Source organism: Micromonospora sp. NPDC047187, from assembly GCF_040643355.1.
GTDB lineage: Bacteria > Actinomycetota > Actinomycetes > Mycobacteriales > Micromonosporaceae > Micromonospora > Micromonospora salmantinae.
The window spans coordinates 68912-84883 of the sequence record NZ_JBEYUF010000021.1; the positions used below are offsets into that span (position 1 = coordinate 68912).

At 71.6% G+C, this 15972-nt stretch carries 14 protein-coding genes; 6 read left to right on the forward strand and 8 right to left on the reverse strand.

The features are described from left to right. Positions 1–96 precede the first annotated feature (96 nt). The 7 genes from ABZ794_RS26300 to ABZ794_RS26330 all read right to left on the reverse strand — a co-directional run bounded on the left by ABZ794_RS26300 (position 97) and on the right by ABZ794_RS26330 (position 7976). Positions 97–1530: an arginase family protein gene (locus tag ABZ794_RS26300; protein ID WP_357518041.1), complete on the reverse strand. Its 1434-nt coding sequence runs from the start codon at positions 1528–1530 to the stop codon at positions 97–99. Positions 1531–1599: 69 nt separating this feature from the next. Next, on the reverse strand, positions 1600–2523 hold the full coding sequence (locus tag ABZ794_RS26305) for a tetratricopeptide repeat protein (RefSeq protein WP_210786095.1): 924 nt from the start codon (positions 2521–2523) through the stop codon (positions 1600–1602). A gap of 171 nt (positions 2524–2694) precedes the next feature. Next, positions 2695–4383 carry a methylmalonyl-CoA mutase family protein gene (locus tag ABZ794_RS26310; protein WP_210786094.1) on the reverse strand — a complete coding sequence of 563 codons (1689 nt, stop codon included), beginning with the start codon at positions 4381–4383 and terminating at the stop codon, positions 2695–2697. Positions 4384–4598: 215 nt separating this feature from the next. After that, on the reverse strand, positions 4599–5012 hold the full coding sequence (locus ABZ794_RS26315; protein WP_357518044.1) for an Asp23/Gls24 family envelope stress response protein: 414 nt from the start codon (positions 5010–5012) through the stop codon (positions 4599–4601). Positions 5013–5071: 59 nt separating this feature from the next. Further along, positions 5072–5491, reverse strand: a complete 420-nt coding sequence (locus ABZ794_RS26320; protein ID WP_112584058.1) for an Asp23/Gls24 family envelope stress response protein — start codon at positions 5489–5491, stop codon at positions 5072–5074. Positions 5492–5719: 228 nt separating this feature from the next. Beyond that, positions 5720–6721, reverse strand: a complete 1002-nt coding sequence (gene meaB / locus ABZ794_RS26325; protein ID WP_238687331.1) for a methylmalonyl Co-A mutase-associated GTPase MeaB — start codon at positions 6719–6721, stop codon at positions 5720–5722. A gap of 55 nt (positions 6722–6776) precedes the next feature. Then, a complete protein-coding gene (locus tag ABZ794_RS26330; protein WP_091405811.1) occupies positions 6777–7976 on the reverse strand; it encodes an acetyl-CoA C-acetyltransferase in 1200 nt (399 codons plus the stop codon). Between the two features lie 61 nt (positions 7977–8037). On the opposite strand from ABZ794_RS26330, the gene mce reads away from it, so the two are divergent. The 4 genes from mce (at position 8038) to ABZ794_RS26350 (ending at position 14128) form a co-directional block, all read left to right on the forward strand. Next, a complete protein-coding gene (gene mce, locus ABZ794_RS26335; RefSeq protein ID WP_210785794.1) occupies positions 8038–8514 on the forward strand; it encodes a methylmalonyl-CoA epimerase in 477 nt (158 codons plus the stop codon). A gap of 365 nt (positions 8515–8879) precedes the next feature. Continuing rightward, entirely contained in the window at positions 8880–10235 is a 1356-nt protein-coding gene (gene ccrA, locus ABZ794_RS26340) for a crotonyl-CoA carboxylase/reductase (protein ID WP_357518072.1), read from the forward strand. 359 nt (positions 10236–10594) lie between these two features. After that, positions 10595–11860, forward strand: coding sequence for a DivIVA domain-containing protein (locus tag ABZ794_RS26345; protein ID WP_091405818.1), 1266 nt, complete (start codon positions 10595–10597; stop codon positions 11858–11860). Between the two features lie 177 nt (positions 11861–12037). After that, entirely contained in the window at positions 12038–14128 is a 2091-nt protein-coding gene (locus ABZ794_RS26350; protein ID WP_357518047.1) for a hypothetical protein, read from the forward strand. A gap of 72 nt (positions 14129–14200) precedes the next feature. On the opposite strand, the gene ABZ794_RS26355 is transcribed toward ABZ794_RS26350, so the two are convergent. Beyond that, on the reverse strand, positions 14201–15175 hold the full coding sequence (locus tag ABZ794_RS26355) for a hypothetical protein (protein ID WP_357518049.1): 975 nt from the start codon (positions 15173–15175) through the stop codon (positions 14201–14203). A 348-nt stretch (positions 15176–15523) separates the two neighbouring features. On the opposite strand from ABZ794_RS26355, the gene ABZ794_RS26360 reads away from it, so the two are divergent. Then, positions 15524–15670: a hypothetical protein gene (locus ABZ794_RS26360; protein ID WP_210785797.1), complete on the forward strand. Its 147-nt coding sequence runs from the start codon at positions 15524–15526 to the stop codon at positions 15668–15670. After that, the gene (locus ABZ794_RS26365; protein WP_210785798.1) at positions 15661–15849 is read left to right on the forward strand and encodes a DUF397 domain-containing protein; all 189 of its coding nucleotides are present in this window, start codon (positions 15661–15663) and stop codon (positions 15847–15849) included. Before ABZ794_RS26360 ends, ABZ794_RS26365 begins: the two co-directional genes overlap by 10 nt. Positions 15850–15972 lie beyond the last annotated feature (123 nt).

Sequence of the window (15972 nt, forward strand, 5' to 3'; positions counted from 1 at the left end):
AGGGCCCACCGGGCGTCCGGCCACCGTCCGGGGCCCCCGCCGGGCGTCCGGCCATTGCCCCGGGGCCAACGCCCGGTGCCCGGGTCGAGGGCCAGGTCAGGCGGTGTCGGCTTCGCGCCTCGCCGGCGGGTTCTGGGGCGACGGGGAGGTGCGTCGGAGGAGACCTGGGCCGGCCGACGCCGGTGGGCCGACCGGTTCACGCTCGACCAGGGGCGCGACGCTGGCCGCGACGCCCGAAGGCTCGGAGTGGGCCCGTCCGCCAGTGCCGGGTGACTCCCCATCGGCCGGGACGTCGTACGGCAGAGCGCTCACCGACGAACCGACGCCGGGGACACCGACGCCGGCAGGCCCGTCATCGGCAGACCCGAGCGCAGCAGGCCCGACATCGGCGGCGTCGCTGTCAGCGGGGTCGATGCCAGCGGGGAATTCAAGCCGCGCAACCCGCTCAGCGCGGTCGAGCCCGTCAAGCCCGTCAAGCCCAGCCAGCGCGTCGGGCCGCTCGGCACGGTCGGGACGCTCGGCCCGGTCGAGCCGCTCGGTGGCGGTCGCGGCCCGGCCGTTGCCGCGCCGCGGGGAGGGCGTGGGCCGGGCCGACAGCAGTCGGGGCGGCACGGCTTCCGGGGCGGTCACCGGTGCCAGACCGGCGACCACTGTGTTGACGATCTCGGCCGCGTACGAGCCGTCCGGGTCGTAGTCGGGGTCGAAGACGGTCACCTCCACGCCGAGGCAGTGCGGGGTGTCGACCAGGCCGGCGAGCAGGATCTCCAGCTCGGCGAAGGCGATTCCACCCGGGTCGGGGGCGTCCACGGCGGGCATCACCGCCGGGTCGAGCACGTCCACGTCGATGTGCACCCAGTAGCCCGCGCAGTCGGCGAGTTGCTCGTGCGCCCACTGGGCCGTCCGGGCGGCACCTTCGGCGCGCAGCGCCGGCACCGGTCGGGTGGTGATCCCGGCGGCCTGGAGGTCGAGCCGGTATTCGTCCTGGGCGCGGATGCCGAGCACCACCACGTCGATGTCGCGGAAGTAGGGCCGGCGGCCCTCCAGCGCGGCCAGGTCGGCCTGCCCTCGCCCGGTGACCAGGGCCAGGTCCTCACCGGCGGCGGCGCCGACGTAGGAGGCGTTGCCGGGGTGCCGGAAGTCGGAGTGCCCGTCGACGAAGACCAGCCCGATCCGCCCGCCGACGGCCTCGCCGAGGCGGTGCATGGCCAGGGCCGAGCCGAGGAGCACGGAGCAGTCGCCGCCGAGCACCACCGGGAACTCGCCCCGGTCGATGATCGAGCCGATGCGTTCGGCGAGGGCCAACGAGTAGTCGGCGATCTCCCGGGCATGGCACACCCCGTCGCCGGGCCGCCAGTCGCCCGGGTCGTACCGGGCGGGGGTGACACAGCCGGCGTCGCGGGCGCGGAGCCGGGCCAGCAGGTCGTGGTCGCGCAGCGCCCCCGGCGCCTTGGCGCAACCCGGGACCGACGTGGGCGTCGGCGGCCGTAGACCAAGATTTGTCGGCGCGTCGAGGACGGCGATCCGGCGCATCGTGAGCTCCCGTCCTCGATGGTCGGGCGGGCCGGCCGGAACGCCGGCCCGCGCTGGCGTGCTACGAACTCAGAACAGGGCGCTGGCCAGGGCCCGACGCGCCGAGGCGACCGCCGGATCGTCAGGGCCGGCGATGGAGAAGAGCAAGACCAGGTGCTGGCGAACCGCCTCACGGTCCTCACCGGCGGTGCGCCGAACCAGACCGACGAGCCGGGCGTACGCCTGCTCGGCCAGGCCGCTGAGCACCTCGATGTCGGCGGCCAGCAGCTGGGCGGCGACGTCGTCGGGGGCGCTCTCGGCGGCGGCCAGCGCGGCGGACGGGTCGGCACCGGCCACCCGGCGGGCCACCCCGACCTGGGCCAGCCCCGCCGTGGCCGCGGCGTCCGCCGGGGCGTCGGCGAGGATCTTCCGGTACGCCTGCTCGGCGGCGTCCAGATCGCCGCTCATCAGCGCGTCGTCCGCCTCGTCGAGGCGGGGGTCCTCGGGCTCGGCGACGGTCACGCCACCGGCCTTGAGCACGGCCTGGATCCACTGCCGCAGCTGCGCCTCGGGAACCACTCCGGAGAAGGCGTCGACCGGCTGGCCGCCGACGACCGCGTAGACCATGGGGATGCCCTGCACCCGGAACATCTGGGCGATTCGGGGATTTTCCTGCACGTCAACCCGGGCCAGCACCCAGGTGCCGCCGCCCTCGGCGTTCAGCCGCTCCAGGACCGGGGCGAACTCGTCGCTCTCCGGGAAGCCGGCCGCACCGAAGAACACGACGACGGGCGTGGCCATCGAGCGTTCGAGCACGTCGGACTGGATGGTCGCCTCGGTGACGTCCACGATGGCGGTGTCACCGCCGGCGGTGGGCGCGCCGGGGGCGCCGTTGGTCGGGCCGCCCTGCGGGGGCGTGCCGGGGCGGGTACTTGCTGGTGCGGGGCCACGCAGCGTGCTGAGGTCGACCGCGCCGCGGGTGAAGATCGACGAGGTGATCCGTGGGTCGCTCATGGTTACCTAGTCTCGCACGTGAGCCCCCGATCTCAGCTCACCCGCAACCCCGACGTTGCAACTCTCACGCCCCGCCCCCACCCCCCCGCGATCTTGCATATTCTGTCGCCGGTACGCCGCATTCATGCCTTATGTCGGCACAGAAACTGCAAGATCACGGGGGTGGGAGGGTCAGAAGCGGGCTGGCTCTCGGTAGGTGCCCCACTCGGCGCGCAGGGCGTCGCAGATCTCGCCCAGGGTCGCCTCGGCGCGGACCGCGTCGAGCATGGCGGGGATCATGTTCTCGTCGGTACGGCTCGCCTCGATCATCCGGGTCACCGCCGCGCGGACCGCCGACTCGTCGCGCGCGCCCTTGCGCTCGGCGAGCACCCGGCGCTGCTCCAGCTCCACCTCGTGCGAGATGCGCAGGATCTCCAATTCCTTGGCCACAGTGCCGGTGTGGCAGTTGACCCCGACGATCTTCTTGTCGCCCTTCTCGAGGGCCTGCTGGTAGACGAAGGCCGACTCGGCGATGTGCCCGGTGAACCAGCCGTCCTCGATGCCGCGCAGGATGCCCGAGGTCATCGGGCCGATCTGGTGTGGCCCGTCCCCACCGAGCTGCCGGATCCGGGCGAAGATCTCCTCCGCCTCGGCCTCGATCTTGTCGGTCAGCGCCTCGACGTACCAGGAGCCGCCGAGCGGGTCGGCCACGTTGACCACACCGGTCTCCTCCATCAACACCTGCTGGGTACGCAGGGCGATCTCGGCCGACTCGTCGGTGGGCAGCGCCAGGGTCTCGTCCAGCGCGTTGGTGTGCAGCGAGTTGGTGCCGCCGAGCACCGCCGCGAGAGCCTCGACGGCGGTGCGTACGACGTTGTTGACCGGCTGCTGCGCGGTCAGCGACACCCCTGCGGTCTGCGTGTGGAACCGCAGCCACAGGGCCTTCTCGCTGGTCGCGCCATAGACGTCGCGCAGCCAGCGGGCCCAGATCCGGCGGGCGGCGCGGAACTTGGCGATCTCCTCGAAGAAGTCGAGGTGCGAGTCGAAGAAGAAGCTCAGCCCCGGCGCGAAGACGTTCACGTCCAGCCCACGGGAGAGACCCAGCTCGACGTAGCCGAAGCCGTCCGCCAGGGTGTACGCCAGCTCCTGCGCCGCGGTCGAGCCGGCCTCACGGATGTGGTAGCCGGAGACCGACAGCGGCTTGTAGCGCGGGATCTCCCGGGCGCAGTACTCCATCAGGTCGCCGATCAGGCGCAGGTGCGGCTCCGGGTCGAAGAGCCACTCCTTCTGCGCGATGTACTCCTTGAAGATGTCGGTCTGCAGGGTGCCGTCCAGCTTGGACAGGTCGGCGCCCTGCCGCTCGGCGGCGACCAGGTACATGCAGAACACCGGCACGGCCGGACCGGAGATGGTCATCGAGGTGGTCACGCCGGCCAGGTCGATGCCGTCGAAGAGCGCCTGCATGTCGGTGGCGGTGTCGATGGCCACGCCGCAGTGGCCGACCTCGCCGAGCGCCTGCGGGTCGTCCGAGTCGCGGCCCATCAGCGTCGGCATGTCGAACGCCACCGAGAGCCCGCCGCCACCGGCGCCGAGGATCATCTTGTAGCGCTCGTTGGTCTGCTGGGCGTTGCCGAAGCCGGCGAACTGCCGGATCGTCCAGGTCCGACCGCGGTAGCCGGTCGGATACAAACCCCTGGTGTACGGATACTCGCCCGGCCATCCGATCCGTTCGAAGCCCGGATAGGTGGCGCCCTCCGGCGGCCCGTACACCGGCTCCACCGGCATCCCGGAGAGCGTGGTGAAGTCCGCGTCCCGCTTGCGCGCGGCGTCGTACCGGGCCTGCCAGCGCGCCCGTCCGGCGTCGATCTCGTCGGCGTCCATGAGCAGGGCTCCTCCTCGGGTCCTCGACTGCCTGTCGAGTGTAAGGCCCCTACCTGAACGATCGCTAAGTCAGGCCGTACCGACGAGTAACGGCGAGCGCACCCGTCGATCATGGAGTTGTGGTGGTGCACAAATCCCGCAGCCGGGGCCAAAATGGCCACCACGACTGCATGATCGACGAGGGCGGGAGGGCGGGCGGGAGGGACCAGGACCGCTCAGGCTGGGGGTGTGGTGGGGGTTTCGCTGATCGCCAGGTCGTCGACCCGGATGTTGACCTCGTCGACCCGCAGCCCGAAGGTCTCGACCGCCTCGGTCACTCGAGCGCGCACCTGACCGCTGACCTCTGTCACCTGTCGACCGGCCTGGATCACCAACACCAGGTTGACCACGGCGGCGTCCCCGGTCACGTGGGCCGAGCAACCCCGCCGGGCGTCACCCATCTGGTCCAGCCCGACCCGGTCGAGAACCGCGTTGAAGAACCGGGCGACGTCCCCGCCCAGGTCGGCCACGCCGGGCACCGCGCGGGCCGCCGCGACGGCGATCTTCTCGATCACCTCGTCGGCGACCTGCGTCGTCCCGCCGGCCGGCACCGACGCCCTGGTCAGCTCCCGCGTTGCTTCCAGGTCCACAGTCGCTCCCTGCTCCTCACACCACCGAGTCAGCCGTCAGATTGTCGGGCAGCCACGCGTCAGGCTCCGGCTGCCGCCCCCGGCTGGTTCAGCTCGATGTCGTCCACAGTGACGTTGACCTGGGTCACAGTCAGGCCGTACTTCTCCACCGCTTCGATCACCGCGGCCCGCACCGCCTCGGTCACGTCGGCCACGACGTGCCCGGCGTCGATCACCAGGACCACGTTGATGACGGCCGAACTGCCCTTCACGTCGGCCGACACGCCCCGCCGAGCGTCGCCCACCTCGTCCAGGCCGATCTTGTCCAGCACGCTGTTGAAGAACCGGGAAACATCGCCGCCGAGATCGGCGACACCGGGCACGGCACGAGCGGCCGTACCGGCGATCTTCTCCACGACCTCGTCGGAAACCGACGTGACACCCCGGGCCGCGCCCGTCGCGGGCTGCACTGCACCGGCGTTCTCCACCGCGTCCGTCATGATCACATCTCCCCTGGTCCCGGTGAATTGTGGACCGACCGGCTCGTCAGCCCGCTTCGCGGAAGCCCCGCTTGCGGCCACGCGCGGCGAGCCTACTAAAACCAGAGGGACCTTCGCTTGCAGGCGTGCGGCGCGCCCGACCGGCCGCACGGGCGACGGCGTCCGTCCGCACCGGACGGTGCCGATCGGGTTCCACCAGGTGGACGCGCCGGCCGGCGGGTCGCCGGGTCAGCGTGCGAGCTGGGCGAGCAACTCGTCCGCCGCCGTGTACGGGTCGGTAGCGCCCTCGGCAACCTTGGTGGCGAGCGTGGCCAACTCCGTACCGTCGCGCAGTGAGCCGATCCGGGAACGGAGGGTGCCGAGCGCGATCGCCTCGATCTCGGCGGCGGCCCGCGCCTCCTGGCGGCGGCGCAGCTCGCCGTGCTCGACCAGCCAGCCCCGGTGCTTGTCGATGGCGGCGGCGATGTCGTCGATGCCCTCGCCGCGCGCGGCGACCGACCGGACCACCTGGGGCCGCCACTGCCCCGGCCCGCGCTCACCGAGCGCGATCATGCCCTGGATGTCACGGACGGTGGCGTCGACGCCGTCCCGGTCCGCCTTGTTGACCACGAACACGTCGGCGATCTCCAGGATGCCGGCCTTGACCGCCTGGATCGCGTCGCCCATCCCGGGTGCGAGCAGCACCAGCGTCGTGTCGGCGAGCGAGGCGACCTCCACCTCGGCCTGCCCGACGCCGACCGTCTCCACCAGCACCACGTCGCAGCCGGCGCCCTCCAGCACCCGGACCGCCTGCGGTGTGGCCGCGGCCAGCCCGCCGAGGTGGCCCCGGCTGGACATCGACCGGATGTAGACGCCCGGATCGGTGGCGTGGTCCTGCATCCGCACCCGGTCACCGAGGATCGCTCCGCCGGTGAACGGGCTGGACGGGTCGACAGCCAGCACGCCCACCCGGTGCCCGCGCGCCCGCAGCGCGCGGACCAGCTCGTTCGTGGTGGTCGACTTGCCCACCCCGGGCGAACCGGTCAGCCCGACCACCTGGGCCTGCCCGGCGTACGGCGCCAGCGCCGCGGCGATCTCCGGCAACAGCGCGTCACCGTTCTCCACCAACGTGATCAGGCGAGCCACCGCGCGGGGGTCGCCCGTGCGGGCCCGCTCGACCAGCAGCGGTACGTCCCGGCTGCGGCGCACCGACGTGGTGCCCGCTGCCGGGACGTGCTCAGCCTCGCTCACCGCGTCACCCCCGTTCGCGACCGCGGGGCTCGCGGGACCGGCTCGCTCCTGGTGCTCACTGGCTGGTCTCGGCCTTGCCCGGCACGTGGATGATCAGCGCGTCGCCCTGGCCACCGCCGCCACACAGCGCGGCCGCGCCGGTGCCACCGCCGCGCCGCTTCAGCTCCAGGGCGAGGGTCAGTACGAGACGCGCGCCGGACATGCCGATCGGGTGCCCCAGCGCGATCGCGCCGCCGTTGACGTTGACCTTGTCCGGGCTGATCCCGAGGTCCCGGGTGGACTGGACACCGACCTGCGCGAACGCCTCGTTGATCTCGATGAGGTCCAGGTCCGCCACGCTCAGGCCACCCTTCTTCAGGGCGTGGTTGATGGCGTTGGACGGCTGCGAGTGCAGGGAGTTGTCCGGGCCGGCCACGTTGCCGTGCGCACCGATCTCGGCCAGCCAGGTCAGCCCCAGCTCCTTCGCCTTGGCCTTGCTCATCACGAGCACCGCGGCGGCGCCGTCGGAGATCGGCGACGAGCTGCCGGCGGTGATGGTGCCGTCCTTGGCGAAGGCGGGACGCAGCTTGGCCAGCGACTCGACAGTGGTGTCCGGGCGGATGCCCTCGTCCTCGGTGATCACCAGCGGGTCACCCTTGCGCTGCGGGATGACCACCGGAGCGATCTCGTCGGCGAAGTGGCCGTTCTTCTGCGCGGCGGCGGCCCGCTGGTGGCTGGCGGCGGCGAAGGCGTCCTGCTCCGCGCGGGAGATGCCGTGCCTGGCACCGAGTCGCTCGGTCGACTCGCCCATCGAGCAGCAGTCCCAGGCGTCGCTGAGCCCGTCGTGCGCCATGTGGTCCTTGACCACCACGTCGCCGTACTTGTAGCCGGTGCGCTGGCCCATCAGCAGATGCGGGGCGTTGGTCATCGACTCCATGCCGCCGGCCACCACGATGTCGAACTCGCCGGCGCGGATCAGCTGGTCGGCCAGGGCGATCGCGTCCAGGCCGGAGAGGCAGACCTTGTTGATGGTCAGCGCCGGCACGGACATCGGCACGCCGGCCTCGACCGCCGCCTGCCGAGCCGGGATCTGACCGGTGCCGGCCTGCAACACCTGGCCCATGATCACGTACTGGACCTGGTCCGGGCTGACGCCGGCACGTTCCAGCGCCGCCTTGATGGCGATCCCGCCGAGCTTCGTGGCCGGGAGGTCCTTGAGGTTGCCCAGCAGCCGGCCCATCGGGGTCCGCGCGCCGCTGACGATCACCGAAGCCATGCCTGCCTCCGAGGGGGTGCCGAGCTGTACGCCTTAACGATTGTTCGGCCAGACTAGCGCCATGGCAGAGAACTCCCCCGTCGAGCCCGGTGCGGACTACGTCACAGACATCGGGCTTCGCAAGATTGACCACGTCGGGATCGCCGTGGCCGACCTGGACGCCGCGATCGACTTCTACCAGCGGACGTTCGGGATGCGCTGCGTCCACGTGGAGACCAACACCGAGCAGGGCGTCCGGGAAGCGATGCTGGCCGTCGGGCCGACCACCGAGGGCGGCTGCGTGCAGTTGCTCGCCCCGCTCACCCCGGAGTCGACGATCGCGAAGTTCCTGGACCGCAACGGGCCGGGCGTGCAGCAGGTCGCGTACACCGTGGTGGACATCGACGCGGCCTGCGCGGCGCTGCGCGAGCGTGGCGTGCGCCTGCTCTACGACGCTCCGAGGCGTGGCACCGCGGACAGCCGGATCAACTTCGTCCACCCCAAGGACGCCGGAGGCGTCCTCGTCGAACTGGTCCAACCCGCCCCCACCCCCCACTGACCGACCCCCCCCTGCCCCGCCCTCACCCCCTGCCCCGCCCTCACCCCCTGTTGATCAAGAGGTTTGCGTCATCCTGCGCCGCGCAGATGACCGAAAACTCTTGATCAGCGAGGGGTAACGGCCGTCGGACGCCGGGTGCGCGCACGTCAGTGCGCGGTTGGCGCTGTGGTCGGACACCTTCACGCATCGGCGGATGCAGTTTTTCACAGAGGACTTCCCGGCCTAGCTACCGTTCAGTAACGTCCGGCCCCACAGGAGCGCGACCGGTGCCGGATGTGTCGAATGCCGACATGGCGGTCGTGCCCACCGGCGCCGACGATGGCAGCACCCGGGCCCGTACGGGTGCGGATGAACCGGAGGTCACCGTGCAGGACATCCTCGAAGCGATCATGGCGGCGGAGGAATCGAACGATCCGGACCGCGAACTCGCCGGCCTCGCCGGGCTGCCCGTACCGGAGAGCTACCGGGGCGTGGTGGTCCGCGCCGAGGAAGCCCGGATGTTCGACGGCATGGCGACCCGGGACAAGGACCCGCGCAAGGCCCTGCACGTGCAGGAGGTGCCGACGCCGGAGCTGGCGCCGGGCGAGGCGCTGGTCGCGGTGATGGCCAGCGCGATCAACTACAACACGGTGTGGACCAGCATCTTCGAGCCGCTGCCCACCTTCAAGTTCCTGGAGCGCTACGGCCGGGTCTCCGAGCTGACCCGCCGGCACGACCTGCCGTACCACGTGGTCGGCTCGGACGCCGCGGGCGTGGTGCTGCGCACCGGCCCCGGGGTGACCCGCTGGGCCCCCGGCGACGAGGTGGTCGCGCACTGCCTCTCCGTCGAGTTGGAGGACGCGGCCGGTCACGACGACACGATGCTCGACCCGCAACAGCGGATCTGGGGCTTCGAGACCAACTTCGGCGGGCTGGCCGAGCTGGCGGTGGTCAAGGCCAACCAGCTGATGCCCAAGCCGCGGCACCTGAGCTGGGAGGAGGCGGCCAGTCCCGGGCTGGTCAACTCCACCGCGTACCGGCAGCTCGTCTCGCACCACGGCGCCAACATGAAGCAGGGCGACGTCGTGCTGATCTGGGGCGCCTCCGGCGGCCTCGGTGGGTACGCCACCCAGATGGCGCTCAACGGCGGCGCGATTCCGGTCTGTGTGGTGTCCTCACCGGAGAAGGCCGAGCTGTGCCGTCGGATGGGCGCGGAACTGGTCATCGACCGGGCCGCCGAGGGCTTCCGCTTCTGGAAGGACGGGGAGACCCAGGACCCGGACGAGTGGCGGCGCTTCGGCGAACGGATTCGCGAGCTGACCAGCGGCGAGGACCCGGACATCGTGTTCGAGCACCCGGGCCGGGAGACGTTCGGCGCCAGCGTCTACGTGGCCCGGCGCGGCGGGACCATCGTCACCTGCGCCTCCACGAGCGGCTTCCTGCACCAGTACGACAACCGCTACCTGTGGATGCACCTCAAGCGGATCGTGGGCAGCCACTTCGCCAACTACCACGAGGCGTGGCAGGCCAACCGCCTGGTGGCGCTCGGCAAGGTGCACCCGACGGTGTCCCGCACCTACCCGCTGGAGCAGACCGGCCAGGCCGCGTACGAGGTGCACCGCAACGCCCACCAGGGCAAGGTCGGCGTGCGCTGCCTCGCACCCACCGACGGGCTGGGCGTGCGCGACGGAGAGTTGCGGGCCCGGCACGAGGACGCGATCAACCGGTTCCGGGGTCACTGACCGGCGCCGCCGGCCCGGGGTCACTGACCGGCGCCGCCGGCCTCGGGGGCGTCGACCGGCATCCGGAGCGCCGAGGCGGGTCCAGGCCGGACGGCGGAACGCCGGATGACCATTGCGCTGATCGCTCATTGTTCTTCCGCCCCCATTAGCGGATAAGCCACCCGGATCGAACAAAGGGCCTCGGGGTAACCCCGGGGCCCTTTTCCGCGTCACGCTGCGTGGCGTCCGACCCGCCGGGACCTGCCAAGATCGCCGATTGGTCCAACCTCGCCGATCGCGGGAGTTGACCATGTAAAGAGGGCACGAAAGCTTCGCACCGCTCTTGCGAAGCACCCTGGGGCGTCTGCCAGTATGTCCCAATGCCCCAGCAGCAGTCCTCCCCTCTCGCGTTCTTCGATAACGCGAACTCGCAGCCAGATTTCACCGTTGGCCTGCGCGGATACAACACCCATCAGGTCGACGACTTCCTCGGCCGGATGACCGCCGCGCTGACCCAGTCCGAGCAGGCCCGTGCCGAGGCCGAGCAGCGGATGAACGACGCCCAGCGTCGGCTCCGCCAGGCCGAGCAGCGCATGAGTGCGCTGGAGCAGAAGCTCACCGACACGAACAAGCAGCTCGAAGAGAACAGCCGACCCACCCTCTCCGGGCTCGGCACGCGCGTCGAGCAGATCCTCCGGCTCGCCGAGGAGCAGGCCAACGACCACCGCAACGAGGCCAAGCGCGAGTCGGAGGGCATTCTCTCCGCCGCCCGCCTCGAGGCCCGCGAGATCACCGACAAGGCCCGCGCCGAGGCCGCCGCCATGAAGGCGAGCGCCGAGCGCGAGGCGGGCAACCTGCGCACGGCCGCCGAGCGCGAGGCCGCCGAGGTCCGGGTGCAGGCTCGCCGCGAGGCCGACACGCTGCGCGCCGACGCCGACCGGGAGACCAAGCAGCTGCGTACGGTCACCGCGCACGAGGTGGCCGAGCTGAAGTCGACAGTCGAGCGGGAGGTCGCCACCCTGCGGGCCACCGCAGAGCGGGAGATCACCCAGCAGCGGGCGAAGGCCGCCCGCGAGGCTGAGGAGAAGCGCGCCGAGGCGACCAAGCTGCTCACCGATGCGCGGGACAAGCGCGACAAGGACCTGCAGGCCCTGGAGCTCCAGCTGGCCGAGCGGCGGGAGAAGGCCGAGCGCGAGGAGTCCGAGCGGCACGCCGCCCAGGTCGCGCAGACCCAGAAGATGGTCAGCGAGGCCGAGCAGCGTGCCCGGGCCGCGCAGGAGCGGGCCAAGGAGATCGAGCAGCGCGCCGAGGCGCGGCGGGTCGAGTCGGAGCGCAACGCCGCCGAGACGGTCGACAAGGCCAAGGCCCACTCGGAGAAGACCCTCAACGAGGCGAAGGCCGAGTCGCAGCGCCTGCTCACCGAGGCTCGCACCGAGGCGGAGCTGACCACGCAGGCCGCCCGCCGCGAGGTCGAGGACCTCACCCGGCAGAAGGACGCTGTCACGTCGCAGCTGGGTCAGATGCTCTCCGGCCTCGCCGGCATCGTTCCGGGAATGCCGGCGCAGGCCGCTCCGGCTGCCAAGCCGGAAGCAGCCAAGAAGACCGATGGCGGTCAGGAGCGGGTGCCCGCGGAGACCGCCGGCTGACGCGAGGCGTCAGGTCGGGGCATCGACGGCGCGAGGTGACACCGGGTAACCGGTGCCACCTCGCGCCGTATGCGTTTCCTAACCCCGGGTATCCGTTGACCGCAACGGAGTGAAGTAGCTCCCACAAGGCCCGTCCGTATCGCCCCAGCAGGGCCCGTTGCGTGTGAGGATGGGGGCATGTCGCACGGCGAGGAACTGTTCGCTCTCGGCGGGGACGTGACGACGGAGCCCAGCTTCGAGTCCGCTCTGCGGGGGTACGAGAAGAAACAGGTCGACCGTTATGTCGCACGTGCTGAGCACGAGATCGCGACCCTCGCCTCCGAACGGGAACAGGCGTATACACAGATCCACAAGCTCGCCGGCCAGGTCGAGGTTCTCCAGCGCGACCTGACCCAGGTGCGCAAGCAGATGAACGTCGTCGACCGGGCGTCGTTCCGGCACCTCGGCCCGCGGGTCGAGTCGATCCTCACTCTCGCCGAGGAGCAGGCGGAGCAGATCCTCGGCGACGCGAACGGGGAGATCGAGGCCCGTCGTGCCGCGGCCGAGCACATCATCGAGGAGGCCCGCGAGCAGGCCGCGCGGGCGCTGAAGGACTTCGAGATCGCCCTCGCCGCCCGACGCGCGGAGGAGGAGCGGCACAGCGCCGCGCAGCGGGCCGAGGCGGACGCGGCCCTGCGGTCGGCCAAGGACGAGTCGGCGCAGTTGCGCAAGGCCGCGCAGGACGCTCTGGCGAAGGCCCAGCAGGAGGCCACCCAGCTACGGGACTCCGCCAAGGAGATCCACACCCGGGCCCAGCAGGAGGCCACCAAGCTGCGCGAGACGGCCCGCGAGACGCTGGCCAACGCCCGGCAGGAGGCCAGCGACCTGCGCGATGCCGCCAAGGAGGTGCATGCCAAGGCGCTCCAGGAGGCCAAGCGGCTCACCGACACCGCGACCGAAGCCGGGCGGGCCACCCACGCCAAGGCGCAGCAGGAGGCCAAGCAGATCATCGACGACGCGTCGATGGCCGGGCGGGCCACCCGCGCCAAGGCGCAGCAGGAGGCCGAGCGGCTGACGACGCAGGCAACCGAGTCGGCGAAGCGCAGCCGGGCCGAGACCGAGGCGTACGTGCAGCGCATGCGCACCGAGACCGAGGCGTACGTGCAGCACACCCGGGCGCAGACCCAGCAGGAGCTGGGCGCGTGGCGGGCCGGGGTGGAGCAGGAGGTCAACTCCCGTAGGGAGGCGGCCGACCGGGAGTTGGCGCAGCGGCGGTCCGCGGCCGAGCAGGAGTTCGCCAAGCGCCGCGACGAGTTGGACAAGCAACACGCGGCGCGCCAGCAGGAGTTGGAGGCCGGGCTCGCCAGCCGTCAGCAGGAGCTGGAGAGCGGGTTCACCACCCGTCGGGACGAGCTGGAAACCGAATACTCCACCCGGAAGAACGAGTTGGAGACCGAGTACACGGCTCGCAAGAACGAGATCGAGCAGGGCGCGGCCGGCGTCCGTCAGGCAGCCGAGCAGGACGCGGCGGCGCTGCGCCAGCGGTCCGAGGCGGAGGCCGCCGATCTGCTGAGCCGGGCCGAGGCCGAGGCCAGCGACAAGCGCCGCAAGGCCGACGAGCATGTCGCGGGGTCCCGACGGCAGTTCGAGGAGTACGCGGCCACCACGCAGCAGCACCTGGCCACCACCCAGCAGCACCTGGCGGCGACCCAGCAGGAGTCGGCGGCGGGCCGTCAGCAGTTGGCCCAGGTGATGTTGGAGATCGCCCAGGCCCAACAGCAGTTGGCGGATCTTCGGCAGGAGACCTGGAAGGCCCGGCAGGAGTCCGACGAGCTTCAGCGTCAGATGTCCGAGCTGCGGTTGCAGAGTGTCGCCGGTCCGATCGACGGCCCGACCGCGCCGGCCGGCGACGCCGGCGCGAGCGAAGGCGTGTCCGGTGGTGGGGACGACGGCGTGAGCGTTGCCGCCGGCGCGACCTCCGGATCGGGTGCGGGCGCCGGGCTGAAGACGGAGCCCGCCGACACCAGGCAGTCGGTGAACGCCGCTGCGGAGGAGTCCGGGCAGTCCACGACGCGGCCGGTGGCCGAGCCGGTGACCACAGTGGACGGTGGCACGGCGAGCGCCGGGGTGGACGGGGAGCCGACAGTGGCCGCCGTTCCGGGCGAGGGCGGTCGGGGCGCCAAGCCCACCAAGATCACTAGCACCGGTGAGAACGGCAAGCGACCCACCAAGCCGACCACCGACGAGCGCAGCGCCAAGCCCAGCAAGGTCACCATCGACAAGGAGTGACGGGCACCCGCCCGTCGAAGCTTCGAAATCTTGGACACTTTCCGTCATCGGTTGACGGAAAGTGTCCAAGATTCACTTTTGCGTCGGGTGGCGTAGGGGCGTGGTGGGGGTCCAGCCGGCCGCGATGAGGGCGCGCCGGACGGTGTCGGCGACCTCGTCCGGGCGGGCGCGGACCAGCCAGGCCGGGAAGCGCAGAATCCGGTCGCCGCTGGTCCAGACGTCGTTCTGCCGACGCATGTCGGCCGCCCACTGCTTGGCGTCCATGTGGTGCGCGCCGTCGATCTCCACCTGCACCCGCCACTCCCGCCAGTACGCGTCCAGCCAGCGGTTCCGGCCGGCCGCGTCGACCCGGTGTTCCTGCAGGTCCGGGGCGGGCAGCAGGTGCCTGCGGCACAGCCGCAGGAAGTCGATCTCCGAGAGCGCCTGTGCGCCGCCCGCGATGTCGCTGACGGTCTGCCCGATCAGCCGCCGACGGGGGGCCCGAGGGAGGACGTCGAGCACCGCCTGCAACTCCTCGGGCAGCACCCGGCGTTGCTGGCAACCGGCAGCCAGCACCGACTGCGCCTCGTCCACGCCGGCCGCCCAACCCGCCGCGTCCACCAGGGCCCGCGCCGTCGTGGTACGCGGTGGGCGGGCACGTTGAACATGGGCCTCGGGGAGAACCGTCGTGCGGTGGACCAGGACGGCGGGCATGTCGATCGGAAGTCGACGCAGGATGGCCCGCGCGGCACCGCGGGCTGCCGGCACCAGCACGTGCACCGGCTCGCGTCGCAGTCCTCGTACCCCGGCTTCGGCGGCGGCGGACACCCCGGCCAGCACCGCCCCCGGCCCGGCCGCCAGCACCGCCACCCAGAGTTGTTGGTCGCGGGTGAGTCGGCCGTTGCCGGCCAGCAGGACCCCGCGGCAGATCGACCGCCACCGACCGGAGCGAATCCGGCCCCGCACCCGCCCCTCGCTGAGCAACCCGGCGACCTGCGCGGTCGTCAGCACGCCCGCCTGCTCGAAGGCGAGCCAGTCGAGTGCGTCGGCGTCATCGGCGGGCAGCATCCGGACAGCTTTCGCCGTTGAGCGCCGCCCCACCACCAGATCTTGGACAGTTTCCGTCACGGCCTAACGGAACTGTCCAAGATCTGCACGGATTCGGCGCGCCTGGACGACGTCCGGGGTGGGTGGGGTCCTCGCCGAACTCCGCTTGCAGCAGCCGGGCGTTCTTGCGGGGCCACGGCCGGCCGTCGGCCCGGCAGCACCACATGGGTCGCAGCGGAGTGTGCGGCGTCCGCGCGCCGCAGGGGCGGGGATACGCCGGGGGTACGGCCCAAGCCGCTGGGGCCGTGGGGCCGACTTTCCGGACCGTTCAATCTGGCCCGAGGCGCCGACGGTGGTTGGGTGGGGCACATGGAGCATCAGATTGACGGTCTCGTGGTCGATGGCGACCATGAGGTGGCTACGCTGCTGGCGCGTTGGGAGATGATCAGAAACGGTGCGTTCTCTCGCCGCCAGTCGATCGAGCTGATGAAGGAAGTTGTGACCTCATGGACCTGACCGGCGCGCTCTGGCGCACGTCCAGCCGTAGCGGCAACGGAGAGTGTGTCGAGGTGGCGGACAACCTGGCCGAGGTCGTGGGGGTGCGGGACAGTAAGGACCCGGCCGGCCCGGTGCTGGTGTTCGTGCCCGCCGCGTGGCGGGCGTTCGTGGCCGTCGCCCGTCGTCCGACGGTCTGAGCCGGGAGGTCCCTGGTGCCACAGCACGACCCGTCCGGCGACGAGCCGAACGTGACCCCCGGCCCCCCGCCAGCCGAAACCCCACAGCCGGCGGAGACGCCACCGTCGGCGGAAGCGCAGCCG

Excerpts from the sequence above, each read along its gene's own strand:
- ABZ794_RS26350 (WP_357518047.1), top strand. The coding sequence starts at position 12,038 with ATGTCGCACGGCGAGGAACTGTTCGCTCTCGGCGGGGACGTGACGACG.
- ABZ794_RS26345 (WP_091405818.1), top strand. The coding sequence starts at position 10,595 with ATGCCCCAGCAGCAGTCCTCCCCTCTCGCGTTCTTCGATAACGCGAAC.
- ABZ794_RS26310 (WP_210786094.1), bottom strand. The coding sequence starts at position 4,383 with ATGGACGCCGACGAGATCGACGCCGGACGGGCGCGCTGGCAGGCCCGG.
- mce (WP_210785794.1), top strand. The coding sequence starts at position 8,038 with ATGGCAGAGAACTCCCCCGTCGAGCCCGGTGCGGACTACGTCACAGAC.
- ABZ794_RS26360 (WP_210785797.1), top strand. The coding sequence starts at position 15,524 with ATGGAGCATCAGATTGACGGTCTCGTGGTCGATGGCGACCATGAGGTG.
- ABZ794_RS26320 (WP_112584058.1), bottom strand. The coding sequence starts at position 5,491 with ATGACGGACGCGGTGGAGAACGCCGGTGCAGTGCAGCCCGCGACGGGC.
- ABZ794_RS26300 (WP_357518041.1), bottom strand. The coding sequence starts at position 1,530 with ATGCGCCGGATCGCCGTCCTCGACGCGCCGACAAATCTTGGTCTACGG.
- ABZ794_RS26365 (WP_210785798.1), top strand. The coding sequence starts at position 15,661 with ATGGACCTGACCGGCGCGCTCTGGCGCACGTCCAGCCGTAGCGGCAAC.
- ABZ794_RS26330 (WP_091405811.1), bottom strand. The coding sequence starts at position 7,976 with ATGGCTTCGGTGATCGTCAGCGGCGCGCGGACCCCGATGGGCCGGCTG.
- ABZ794_RS26355 (WP_357518049.1), bottom strand. The coding sequence starts at position 15,175 with ATGCTGCCCGCCGATGACGCCGACGCACTCGACTGGCTCGCCTTCGAG.
- ABZ794_RS26305 (WP_210786095.1), bottom strand. The coding sequence starts at position 2,523 with ATGAGCGACCCACGGATCACCTCGTCGATCTTCACCCGCGGCGCGGTC.